This is a genomic window from Metabacillus sp. KUDC1714 (assembly GCF_014217835.1).
GTDB lineage: Bacteria > Bacillota > Bacilli > Bacillales > Bacillaceae > Metabacillus > Metabacillus rhizosphaerae.
In genome coordinates this window covers 1,855,880-1,868,668 of record NZ_CP055263.1, presented here as the reverse complement: position 1 = coordinate 1,868,668, position 12,789 = coordinate 1,855,880, and the positions used below count along the sequence as shown (strand labels likewise).

Annotated in this window: 9 protein-coding genes; all 9 read left to right on the top strand. The window is 36.4% G+C overall.

Annotation, left to right across the window (positions count from 1 at the left end; all coding sequences use genetic code 11):
* Positions 1-4 precede the first annotated feature (4 nt).
* Entirely contained in the window at positions 5-619 is a 615-nt protein-coding gene (locus HUW50_RS08800; protein ID WP_066338452.1) for a hypothetical protein, read from the top strand.
* A gap of 829 nt (positions 620-1,448) precedes the next feature.
* Positions 1,449-3,197 carry an ABC transporter ATP-binding protein gene (locus tag HUW50_RS08795; RefSeq protein ID WP_066338450.1) on the top strand — a complete coding sequence of 583 codons (1,749 nt, stop codon included), beginning with the start codon at positions 1,449-1,451 and terminating at the stop codon, positions 3,195-3,197.
* On the top strand, positions 3,198-5,231 hold the full coding sequence (locus tag HUW50_RS08790; protein ID WP_066338443.1) for an ABC transporter ATP-binding protein: 2,034 nt from the start codon (positions 3,198-3,200) through the stop codon (positions 5,229-5,231).
* Between the two features lie 86 nt (positions 5,232-5,317).
* Entirely contained in the window at positions 5,318-5,428 is a 111-nt protein-coding gene (locus HUW50_RS27040; RefSeq protein WP_232329077.1) for a hypothetical protein, read from the top strand.
* Between the two features lie 332 nt (positions 5,429-5,760).
* Positions 5,761-7,500, top strand: a complete 1,740-nt coding sequence (locus HUW50_RS08785; RefSeq protein WP_185653847.1) for a sensor histidine kinase — start codon at positions 5,761-5,763, stop codon at positions 7,498-7,500.
* The gene (locus HUW50_RS08780; protein WP_066338433.1) at positions 7,493-8,905 is read left to right on the top strand and encodes a response regulator transcription factor; all 1,413 of its coding nucleotides are present in this window, start codon (positions 7,493-7,495) and stop codon (positions 8,903-8,905) included. Before HUW50_RS08785 ends, HUW50_RS08780 begins: the two co-directional genes overlap by 8 nt.
* A gap of 188 nt (positions 8,906-9,093) precedes the next feature.
* Positions 9,094-10,794 carry an extracellular solute-binding protein gene (locus HUW50_RS08775; RefSeq protein ID WP_066338430.1) on the top strand — a complete coding sequence of 567 codons (1,701 nt, stop codon included), beginning with the start codon at positions 9,094-9,096 and terminating at the stop codon, positions 10,792-10,794.
* 170 nt (positions 10,795-10,964) lie between these two features.
* Positions 10,965-11,855, top strand: coding sequence for an ABC transporter permease (locus HUW50_RS08770; RefSeq protein ID WP_185653846.1), 891 nt, complete (start codon positions 10,965-10,967; stop codon positions 11,853-11,855).
* A 19-nt stretch (positions 11,856-11,874) separates the two neighbouring features.
* Complete coding sequence (locus HUW50_RS08765; protein ID WP_066338421.1) at positions 11,875-12,765, top strand: carbohydrate ABC transporter permease; 891 nt, start codon at positions 11,875-11,877, stop codon at positions 12,763-12,765.
* Positions 12,766-12,789 lie beyond the last annotated feature (24 nt).

Genomic DNA, 12,789 nt, shown 5'->3' with positions numbered 1-12,789 from the left:
TCTTATGAATAAAAAGGGCTCAGCAAGTATACAAAGGGGACAAGCAATTACTTTCCGTCTTCCTTCAGATACACCTGATCATATCCTAAAGCAGCTGCAAAAGTTAAAAGAAACAGAGAGAAGAAACTTTTCTAGCAAAATGGCAGAGTTTATTTTGGAGGGTGTTAATAGCTCTTTATCGAAAGAGAGAGAAACGGTAACACTTCCATTACCAAAACAATTAAATAAAGACCAAAGAAATTGGTTAAAACACTCCCATTCAGAAGCTATGTTAGGGAGTATTGTCTATCAATTGTTAGCTGATCCAATTCGTGCAACATCAATTTTGGCATCACTTAATAGTAATGCTTTGGATATTAATGAAGCACTGTATTTGCAAGAGGAAAAACAAGAAGAAATAGAAGATAACTTTATAATTCCAGCAGAATCAAGCATCGATGTTGAACAAGAGGAACCGGATGAGGTTCCTCTTGCTATTGATGATGAACTGGATAATGATTTAATGAATTTTGATTGGGAAAAAGCTAGACAGGAACACGCTGCAACAGAAGAAGATCAAGAAGAGCCAGAAAGTGTTGAAGACCTTCTTGGAGGATTTCTAGCAAATATGAATAAATGATCCAAAAGTATTTTGTACAAACCCGAACAAAATAAGAAGCTGGACTAATCTTTAAAGCTCAGTGTATAACTTTCTTATCATAAACTCCAGCCTGATGAATATAAGTGTAATAAATTATATTTCAGGGGAATGAACAGGGATTTATTTTTGAAAATCCATTGACAGAAACAAATGGAAAATTATACAATAAAAAAGGTAAATTAAATTACAAGAAATGGAGGGTTACAAAATGAAAATGTTAAAAGTCGATATTATTCATCAAATTTCATATTGTTATGTGACCCGCCAAGAGTTGTATATGGGCTAAACTTTCTTGTGAAAAGCTACCCTTATTATGTACATTTAACGCAGGTTACTACTTTAGTGACGTGCGTTTATTTTGTGTCTTTTTATGACATCGTGCGATTACGCATGATGTCTTTTTGTATTTTTAGGCTCTTTTCTAAAAGATTGTTGTTTTTGAACAAAACTGATTAGGTTGATTGGTGCGGATATGCGAGACTCCTGTGGGAGTAGCGGGACAGATGAGACCCCGCAGGTGCTTCGCGCTGAGGAGGCTCATCGCCCGCCCCACGGAAAGTGAGCATCCTCTCGCTGCAATCAACCTACCCAATACTATTTTAAAAGCAACAAAGTTTGGCGAGTCAGCCTTATTTTAAATACCGAGCATTTTGCTCGTTTATATAGATATGCCCGTTAAGAATGGGATGAATTTTTGAAAGGAGTTTTTTGAGATGGAAAAAGAAAAAGTGATCCGTATTTATTTAGATTGGATGAAAGGTGGCTAACAATATATATTTACTTTTAATAATAGGGGAGGGACCTTTCAGTGTTCTCAGTATTTAAGAAAATAAGTTGGTTTTTTAAACAGTATTGGAAACGATACACAGTTGCGATTACTTTATTAATCATTGTCAGTGTATTAGATGTTATTCCACCTAAAATTATCGGAATTGCGATTGATGATATTCAATTTGGGCAGATGACTGGTGAACGCTTACGTGAGTTACTAGTTTACTTTGGTGCTCTTATTGTTTTGAGCTATGGCATAACCTATGTATGGATGTACCAGTTATTTGGAGGAGCTCATTTAATTGAGCGAATTTTAAGGTATCGCTTTATGAGACATTTATTATCAATGACTCCTAGCTTTTATGAAAAGAATCGAACAGGCGATTTAATGGCAAGAGCGACAAATGATTTGAAGGCGATTTCAATGACAGCAGGCTTCGGGATTTTAACCTTAATTGATTCAACTATTTTTATGATTATTATTATAATCGTAATGAGCTTTACGATTAGTTTGAAGCTTACTCTTGCTGCTCTTTTACCATTGCCACTTATGGCAATTGCAATTAATTATTATGGAAAGCTTATTCACCAACGTTTCACAGTCGCTCAAAATGCCTTTGGCGATTTGAATGACAATGTGCTTGAGTCAATTGCAGGAGTTAGAGTTATCCGTGCATATGTACAGGAAAAGGCAGATGAAAAACGCTTTAATGACATGACAGAAGATGTATTTAACAAAAATATTGCCGTTGCGAAAGTCGATGCATTATTTGAACCTACCATAAAAATTCTCGTTGGTCTAAGCTATGTAATTGGTCTTGGCTATGGTGCTTATCTAGTCTTTCATCAAATCATCACACTAGGAGAATTAATTAGTTTTAACATTTATTTAGGAATGTTAATTTGGCCAATGTTTGCTGTTGGTGAGCTTATCAATATCCTTCAGCGTGGAAATGCCTCACTAGATCGAGTAAATGAAATCCTTACTTATGAAGCAGATGTAAAGGATCACAACAATCCTAATGAAGTAGCTGTAGCAGAGTCGATTGTGTTTTCAAATGTTACATTTCGTTATCCGACCTCAACAAATGAGAACTTAAAAAACGTTTCTTTGCATGTAAAAAGAGGCGAAACAATCGGAGTTGTAGGCAAAACAGGTAGTGGAAAGACTACTTTGTTAAAACAGCTGTTAAGAGAGTATCCATTGGGGACTGGACAATTAAAGGTATCAGGTATACCTCTAGAAACTATTGCGATTGACAGCGTCCATTCCTGGGTTGGTTATGTACCACAAGAGCAAATTCTTTTTTCACGAACGATCAGAGAAAATCTTCAGTTTGGAAAAGAAGAAGTGAGTGAAGAGGAAATTGATAAGGCGCTACATTTAGCTGCCTTTAATAGTGATTTGGCTATTTTACCAAAAGGATTAGATACACTTGTTGGTGAAAAGGGTGTTGCATTATCAGGTGGCCAGAAGCAGCGGATTTCAATTGCAAGGGCATTAATTAAAGATCCAGAAATTCTATTACTTGATGATGCTATGTCTGCTGTTGATGGAAAAACAGAGGCGAAGATTATAGAGAATATACGTAAGGAAAGAGCGGGAAAAACAACGTTTATTACTGCACATCGACTTTCAGCTGTTCAGCATGCAGATTGGATTGTTGTAATGGATGAAGGGGAAATTGTGGAGGAAGGAACACACGAACAGCTTCTGAAAGAGGGAAAATGGTATAAAGAGCAATTTGATCGGCAGCAATCTGATTCCTATGGAGAGGTGAGTTAAATGAAATCAAAATCAACTGGAAGACGCCTCCTTCATTACGCACTTCTCTACAAAAAAACGATTATAATAGCTCTTGCAATGCTAACATTTGCTGTTGCAGCTGAGCTTACAGGGCCTTTCTTAGCAAAAAAAATGATCGATGACCATATGATTGGAATTGAAAGCCCTTGGGTTGAAGTGACAAATAAGGATGATCAAGCAGTTCTGTATAACGAGCATTATTTCAAAAGAAGTTCGAATGTTACTATAGGAGACTCTTTAGGGGATGAGGAAATACAAATTATCCAAGTAGGACGCTCCTTTTATGTTACGAATGAGCATCTCCCTTTTGACGGCGAGAGATCAATTAGTGGCGACATGCTAACAATATCGAATGGTTCTGACGAAGAAAGCTATGAAGTAGATAAATTAAATCAACAGGAGTTATTTGCTTTTTATCAACCAGAAATCCGACCAATTATTCTCCTGCTTAGTTTTTATGTTGGTTTGCTTTTTATCGCGGCATTTTTCCAATATGGAAAATCACTAATGCTTCAAAAAGCCGCTAATCGTATTATTCAAAAAATGAGAACCGATGTGTTTGAGCATATACAAAGAGTGCCAATCAATTATTTCGATAATCGGCCAGCTGGAAAAATTGTTTCACGTGTAACAAATGATACTGAAGCAATTAGAGAGCTATATGTTAAAGTGTTAGCGACCTTTTTTACAAGTGGTATTTACATGACAGGAATCTTTGTAGCATTGTTTTTCCTTGATCAAAAGCTCGCGTTGATTACACTGTTTTTGGTTCCAATCATCATAATTTGGACGTTGCTTTATCGAAAGGTTGCCTCAAAGTATAATCACTTGATCCGAACAAGGGTAAGTGACATTAATGGGATCATTAATGAATCCATACAAGGAATGCCAATTATTCGTGCATTTCGACGTAAGGAACAAACAATGAAGGAATTTGAGACGTTAAACGAAGAACACTTTACCTATCAAAATAAGTTACTTAGCTTAAATTCAATGACTTCTCACAACTTAGTGAATGTCCTTCGTAATGTTACGTTTGTTGTACTAATTTGGTATTTTGGCGGGCAATCGATAAGTGCAGCAGGAATCGTATCTATTGGAATGCTTTATGCGTTTGTTGACTACCTTAACCGTTTGTTCCAGCCGGTAACTGACATTGTGAATCAGCTTGCACAGTTAGAACAAGCAAGGGTTGCATCTGAAAGAGTTTTTGAGCTTCTAGATGAAAAAGGTGAGGCTGTTAATGAGGATGAATTACCTAGATATGAGGGAAATGTTAAATTTCATCATGTTTCGTTTTCCTATGATGGAGAAAATGATGTCTTAAAAGATATCTCATTTGAAGCGAAAAAGGGAGAGACTGTCGCATTAGTAGGTCATACTGGATCAGGGAAGAGCTCGATTATCAATCTTCTATTCCGTTATTATGACATTGATCGAGGAAGTATTATGATTGATGGAATGGATACTAGTAAACTTCCTCGTCAACAGCTTAGGAAGCATATGGGAATCGTTCTGCAGGATCCGTTTTTGTTTACGGGGACAATCGAAACTAATGTAAGTCTAGAGAATCCAGCAATTACAACAGAAAAAGTTAAAAAGGCTCTACAGGATGTAGGAGCAGATCGATTTATTGAAAAGCTTCCAAATCAGTATGAGGAACCAGTCCTTGAAAAGGGTAGTACATTATCCGCTGGTGAACGGCAGCTTATCTCCTTTGCCCGCGCATTGGCGTATGATCCTGCAATTTTAATTTTAGATGAGGCAACAGCTAATATTGATACTGAGACTGAGGCAATGATCCAACAAGCATTAAATATTGTGAAAGAAGGTAGAACTACATTTATCATCGCTCATCGTCTTTCAACGATTCGTAATGCTGACCAAATTCTTGTCCTAGATCACGGGGAAATTGTCGAGAGTGGCAGTCATAAAGAGTTACTCGACCAAAAAGGAAAGTACTTTCAGATGTATCAGCTTCAGCAAGGGAAAGAAGTTTCAAAGGTAGGTTAGATACTTGGAAAAACGTAGATTAGGGTGATGGCTATGTTTACCTTCTAATAGACTCGGGAATATTAATAAAAAAGTAGGAGGTAACTATGAAAAGACTAATTAAAAAAATCATGAAATGGGCCCCTATTGTTTATCCAATTGTAAAAAAGATAATAAATAAGCGTAAAGCGAAAAAAGTTAAGACATCTACTTATTAGATGGTTAATTGTAGAAGCAGGCTATTAGTTATTTAACTGATAGCCTGCTTTTTTGTTGCTTAGAATATAATAAAATCTTGAACTGTGGATAAGTGCTTTAGCATCTAGCTCCAGCGCCTAGCCTATTGAGGACATAAGCTAATTTAGAATTGAAGGTAAAGAAGCCTTCTATTCTAAATTAATTTATTTGCCTGAGGCTGTTCAAGTCGCTTGCGCTTTTGTTAGGGAGAAAAAGCTTTTACAGAAACCACATTCTGTTAGCGCTTGCAAGGTGCATTTATCATGATATGATAAAGACATAATACTAGAAATATAGACAAGGATGCTAATTAATGAAAATAAACAGTAAGATTTCAAACCTTTTGGAACAGTTTACATTAAAAAAAAGAATCGTGTTTATTTTTGCTGTTGGTACACTAATTCCTTTTGTCTGTACAGCACTCATTTCATATAATGCCATGTCATCCATACTGAGCAGTAAACTAGATTCTGGAGTACGAAGCAATTTGAAAAATGTTCAACAGTCACTTGAAAGTACAATCGACAACTTGAACCATGTTTCACAGCAACTTGTCATCCCTGGGAGTGTTGGGGGCTATTTGGACACGTATTTGCATACGGAACAACCATATGAACGTGCAAAATATTATCAGGATATCAAGACGAAATTGAATGAAATTACTTTTACTAATCCTGGTATCGGTTTAACTATGTATTATTCTGATGAAGAGAATAATTATTTATTTAATACCTCTGGTGTAAAAAATGACTTTACAATTAATCGATTGCCCTTACTAGTTAATCATTTTAGAATCGCAAACTTTGGCCCACATATAAGTAATGAACTCCATAGTAATAGATATGTATTTTCTGTTTTAAGAAAGGTAGACTTGCCTGAAAGGGATGATATCTATGTTTATATTGAATCAGATTTAAAACATACGCAAAATATTTTGCAGCGAGATCAAACTGGAGAGCAGGATTATTACCTGATTTTAGATAATCATGGGAGGATCGTATATAGTGAAGTCAATAATCCCTTTCAGGAAAATACCTATTTTGAAGGTGGAAAGTCGGGTAAGGGTTTACTAAACGAATATTACTGGTTTAAAGAGACGAGTGATCAAGGGTGGAGCATAGTATCTTTAATACCAGTGGCAAAATACAATGAAGAGAAAAACCAATGGGTTGTGCAAATGATTTACCTATCCATTATCTTTGGAGTACTAAGCCGCATCATTGCTTGGTTGCTGTGGAAGATGGTATATAAGCCATTGCAGAAATTCGATAAAGAAATCAATTGGATGATGCAGAGCGATTTTCAATCCGAGACCTTTCGTACACGTATTCCGGAATTTGACTATTTGCTCAGACAATTCCGCAAGATGAAAAATCAAATTTCAGACCTTTTTAAGGAAATAGAACAAAAAGAAAAGCGTAGAGCTGACCTTGAGGTAGAGAAACTATTATATCAAATCAATCCCCACTTTCTTATGAATACATTGGATACTGCTAACTGGCTCGCTGTGATGAATGATCAGAAGGATATCAGTCAGCTTGTTACGTCTCTCAATAGGTTGTTGTATTATAATTTAGGGAAGGCTGGACAGACCTCTACGATCATGGAAGAGATCGAGACATTGAAGCAATATTTGGCTATCCAGAAATTCCGTTATGACTTTGAATTTGAAGTCCGAATTTATACTGATGATGTAATTTTGAATAATCCAGTCCCCCGATTTATCCTTCAACCGCTTGTAGAGAATGCAATTTACCATGGGTTGAGTGATGAAGGCTATATTTATGTAGAAGTGAGGAACGATAACCATAACATACAAATAGAAGTTAATGATAATGGTGCGGGGATCTCAGAGGAAGCTGTTGATAGATTATTAAATCAAAATCAAACGAAACAGCAGAAGGATGGCATGGGAATCGGATTAAATTATGTAAAGAGGATGTTAGAAAACCATTATGAAGGAAAGGCAAAATTAGAGATTAAAAGTTTAGTGGGTAAGGGAACGAGTGTTTTTCTGACTCTACCAATTTTGGAGGTGGATGCTCGTGATTAAAGTGCTTATCGTCGATGATGATAAATTAGTTAGAAAAGGACTCACTTCGACAATGCCCTGGCAGGATTATGATATGAAGGTGGTAGGAGAAGCAAAAAATGGAGAAAAGGCACTAGAATTCATGGAGTCTAATGAGATCGATTTGCTATTTACTGATTTAGCAATGCCCGTGATGTCAGGTATTGAATTAATGAGGAATGTTCGTGAACGTTACCCCAGTGTCTCAATTGTAGTATTAACCATGCACCAAGATTTTGAATATATTCAAGATGCCTTACGGTTAGGGGCAATTGATTATATTGCTAAAGTTCAAATGGAAATGGAAAGTTTTGAAGAAGTTTTGGCTAGAGTTCAAAAGCGAATGATAGATGTAAAAGGAAAAAATGACCGACAGTTTAAAGGTGAAAGTTCCTCTGAGATATTGGAGATCGATGAAGGTTATGCTTTTGTTTCAACTATGGAAACCGATGGTATGATAAGTATCATAAAGGAAAAAGGTGAACTAGACTTTCAACCAGAATTGATTGATACGGGTGTTTGGCTCTGGTTACCTACAAGTGAGAAAGACTGCAAAAACATATTAAATAGGATATCAATTGATGATGATAACAATAATAATGATTATGGAATTATTATTTTGAATGGGCTTATAAGGAAAAATAAAAATGAAATCCAGAAGCATTTGATTAAGTATAAAGAAAAACGGTTCTTCTATGATTATCATCCAAACAACAAAAGGATCTACCTATCTATACAAGAGCTAGAAAGAAATCTATCCCTCGTTGACGAGGTAAAGATTACAAAGCTAAAGGAACAATGGTTGTCTCTAGCTTGGGTACAACAGACCTCAGAGTTTGAAAAGCTATTGAAAGAAATGAAAGCATTACATTTGCCGAAGACAAGATTAGTTAATCTCTTGTATTTCTTAGTCAATGAATGGATCCGGATTTATAACCATGTCATTGCGAAGTTAGAGCTACCAGATGAAATGAGCTGTTGGTATGATGTTGAAAATTGGTTTTACTCGATCAGAGATCTATTAAACGAATCAATGGGGAACAATCTATTTTCTAGTGATGTTCAAAAAAGTATTATGAAGTCAGTTCGAATCATACATGAAGAATTGGCATGTCCAGTTCATGCTTCAGATATAGCAAAAAGGGTAAATATGAGCCGCAGTTATTTTAGTCAATGCTTTAAAGATTTGGTAGGAATGACATTTAATGAATATGTACGTCACGTAAGGGTTGAAAAAGCGAAAGAATACTTAGTGCATACAAATAAAACGATAACATGGATTGCTGAGAATACTGGCTATGCAGATGACAAGTATTTCAGCCGTACTTTTCGTAAAAAAACAGGTAGTTTACCTAGTGAGTACCGTAAAATGAATCAAAAAGGGTGAGGAATGTCCTTTTTTAGGGTGAGATATGTTTGATTACTCTAAACTAAGAAAATATAAGTGTGTTTTGAGCAAGTTAATTGGTCATTACTCTCCCTAAACTGGCAACCGCTTTCTAACTTGGAAGCGGTTTCATTTGTGTTATAGTACATTTGTAGATTAAAAGATTACAGTAAAAAGGGGGAAATAGTATGCGTAATAATAAACAAGCTTTGATGGTTTTACTTGCGATTCTGTTACTTTTCGTTACCGCATGTACAAATGGTGGGTCATCATCTGAGGAAACGAGCCAAACGAAAGAAACGAATTCTGAAAATCCACCTGATCCATTTGGTAAATACAATGAAGCGGTGACGATAACAGTTGGCCAAGAGGTTGATCCAAGTGATACGAGTTTACCGTCAGGTGATACACCTTTGGATAATCAATATACTCGAAGCGTAAAGGAAAATTTAAATATTAATGTAGAACATCATTTTACTGCATCACCTTCAAATTACGATCAAAAAGTCAGTTTGGCTATTGCTAGTAACGATTTGCCAGATGCGATGATAGTTGGACCTGTGGAATTAAGACAAATGTATGAGGCTGGGCAACTTGCGGACTTGACGGAAGTTTACGAACAGTATGCTTCTCCTGCTATCAAAAGAATTCTTGAAAGCACGAATGGTCTTGCTAAAGATAGTGTTACATTTGATGGAAAAATGATGGCAATCCCGAGTGTTCAGTTACAGGCAGATGGAGTCCACTTATTGTGGATCCGTCAAGATTGGTTGGACAAATTAGGACTAGAGCCACCGAAGACAGTTGAGGACTTGGAGAAGGTGGCAAAGGCCTTTACTGAGCAAGACCCGGATGGTAATGGAAAGGCCGATACAATAGGTCTTTCAGGACCAGATACAAATAATAAATTGTATGCTAATTTTCTGGAGTCGACAAACAACCTATATGGATTTGATGGAATCTTTTCTGCATACAATGCCAATCCAGGCTACTGGGTAGAAGGGGAAGATGGAAAGCCTGTATATGGCTCCACCTTACCAGAAACAAAAGATGCATTGGCTAAATTAAGAGATATGTATGCTAAAGGGTTAATTGATCAAGAAATGGGGGTACGTGAAGATTCTGGTGAATCTGTTATTAGTGGAGATTCAGGAATGTTCTTTGCTCCTTGGTGGATGCCTTATGGACCAATAACAGATGCGATCAATACGAATCCAGAAGCTAATTGGCAAGCATATGCTCTACCACTTGATGCAGATGGAAAATATAGTCCGCACATGAGTACTCCTTCAAGCCGCTTCGTGGTAGTACGTAAGGATTATGAACATCCTGAAGCAGCTATGAAAATGTTAAATAACTTATTAGCGAATGAAGCCACATTTGATCCTAGTAAAGGTGGCCCGGGCTTTTATCCGTTGAGACTCGTTTTTGCTCCTTCTGATGAAACTGAATATAGTGTTAAGGCGCTTAGGGAAGTGTTGGCAGGTACGAAAACAGCTGAAGACTTCAAAGATAAACCAGAATATAAGTTATTAGTAACAGACGCAGAAAATATTAAAAAGGTCAAATTGGAGCCTTATGACAAATTAGGTATCCAGCACTGGGATCCAAAGGCTGATTTAGGGGCATGGACTCGTTCCTATGCGCTGATGGTTGGTGGGTCACCACTTGTAGACCAAGAAATTAACGGGGTTTACAGTCAAATCTATGGACAAACAAAAACAATGGAAAGTAGATGGGTAAATCTCAAAAAGATGGAAGATGAAGTTTTCCTAAAAATTATTATGGGTGCAGCACCGCTTGATGATTTTGATAAGTTTGTTAAGGATTGGAAAAAACAAGGCGGAGATAAAATAACTGATGAAGTAAAAGAAGTAGTTAATAAGTAAATTTCCTAGATAGGCTGTCTCAAAACCTAAGGGTTAGATCCCTCAGAGCCAATAAGTAGGATTTTTCATTAAAGGAAAAGTTCATGTTATTGGTGTTTGTGGGGATAGCCCCTTTTGAGGCAGCCGCTTTCTATTAATCTATTACAGAGAAGTCAGGAGGGAAACGGGCTATGAAAAACAAAAGTTTTGCCAAGCATTATTACCTTATGCTTCTACCAGGGTTTATTTGGCTATTATTATTCAGTATTGTACCTATGTTTGGAATTGCTATTGCTTTTCAAGACTATAATCCGGTACAGGGAGTATTTGGCTCAGAATGGGTTGGTCTTGAGCATTTTAAGTATATGTTCACATTAAATGATACGATGGATATTTTTTTTAACACCATTTTTATTGCTGTATTGAAAATTATAGGAAATCTCATTATTCCGTTGATCTTTGCATTAATGCTTAATGAATTGCGCTTAATGGTATTAAAAAGATGGATTCAGACGATTGTGTATTTGCCTCACTTTCTATCATGGGTTATTTTAGGGGGCATTCTTTTAGATATTTTTGCTTATGTTGGTCCAGTTAACCAGTTTTTATCTTTATTTGGTGTTGATCCGATCTTATTCTTTGGAAGAGCAGACCTGTTTCCTATTCTGGTTGTTGGAAGTGATATTTGGAAGGAATTTGGATTCAATACGATTATCTATCTTGCAGCATTAACAGGAATTAATCCAGCTTTGTATGAGGCTGCTTCAATTGATGGTGCGTCTCGTTTACAGGGTTTGTGGCATGTGACCCTTCCTGGAATTAGAACAACGGCTATTTTACTAACCGTACTAAGCTTAGGCAATGTATTGAATGCAGGATTCGATCAAATCTTTAATTTATATAATCCACTTGTATATTCAACAGGAGACATCATTGATACATGGGTGTATCGTACCGGATTGTTGGATCTACAGTATGAGCTTGCAACAGCAGTTGGTTTATTAAAATCTGCTGCAGGATTTATTCTCATAAGTTTATCTTATTTCTTGGCTTACAAAACAACAAATTACCGTATCTTCTAAAAGATTGGAGTGAAGATGGATGGTCAAAGATAAGACGATTGGCTCAAGAGTATTTGACATTGTACTTATTGTTATTTTAGTCGGAATTGCCATAACGTGTATTCTACCACTCTGGTATACATTAGCTCTTTCGTTTAGCTCAAAATCAGCTGCAAGTGCTGGAGAGGTCGCGTTTTGGCCTGTGGGATTTAATATTAATTCATATAAGCAATTATTAGGGGATGCACAATTCTTTCATTCCTTTTGGATATCGATACAGCGTGTAGTACTTGGAGCTGCCCTTAACTTTATTATTGTGCCCCTTATGGCTTATCCACTGTCTAAAACTGTAAAAGACTTTAAACTGCGAAACATATTAATGTGGCTACTAATTTTTACAATGTTGTTTAATGGTGGGCTAATTCCTTTATATCTGACGATTAAAGAATATGATTTACTCAACAGTATTTGGTCTCTTGTTCTAGTTGGTGGGGCACAGACGATCGTGTTTAATATTATTTTGGCGATAAACTTTTTCCGTAATTTACCTAAGGAATTAGAAGAAGCAGCACTTGTGGACGGTGCAGGGCCTTGGTATATCTTATACAAATTATATATTCCACTCTCCGTACCAGTACTGGCAACGGTTAGCCTTTTTAGTATTGTTTATCATTGGAATGAGTTTTTGTACGGTTTAATTTTTATGACAAGAGAAGAGTTTTATCCATTACAGACATATATTCAACAATTGACGGTGGTCCTTGATCCTGCAAGTATGACTGAGGATCAGTATAAACGAATGAGCGAGCTTTCAAACAGAACATTAAATGCAGCCAAAATCTTTATTGCTATGCTTCCTGTATTAGTCGTTTACCCGTTTTTACAACGATTTTTTATTCACGGGATTACACTTGGCTCTGTGAAGGAATAAATCGATGTGGAAAAACTCTTGATT

Bases quoted from the DNA above. Each gene is read 5' to 3' on its own strand.
- HUW50_RS08800 (WP_066338452.1), top strand. From the start codon at position 5: ATGAATAAAAAGGGCTCAGCAAGTATACAAAGGGGACAAGCAATTACT.
- HUW50_RS08790 (WP_066338443.1), top strand. From the start codon at position 3,198: ATGAAATCAAAATCAACTGGAAGACGCCTCCTTCATTACGCACTTCTC.
- HUW50_RS27040 (WP_232329077.1), top strand. From the start codon at position 5,318: ATGAAAAGACTAATTAAAAAAATCATGAAATGGGCCCCTATTGTTTAT.
- HUW50_RS08785 (WP_185653847.1), top strand. From the start codon at position 5,761: ATGAAAATAAACAGTAAGATTTCAAACCTTTTGGAACAGTTTACATTA.
- HUW50_RS08775 (WP_066338430.1), top strand. From the start codon at position 9,094: ATGCGTAATAATAAACAAGCTTTGATGGTTTTACTTGCGATTCTGTTA.
- HUW50_RS08770 (WP_185653846.1), top strand. From the start codon at position 10,965: ATGAAAAACAAAAGTTTTGCCAAGCATTATTACCTTATGCTTCTACCA.
- HUW50_RS08765 (WP_066338421.1), top strand. From the start codon at position 11,875: ATGGTCAAAGATAAGACGATTGGCTCAAGAGTATTTGACATTGTACTT.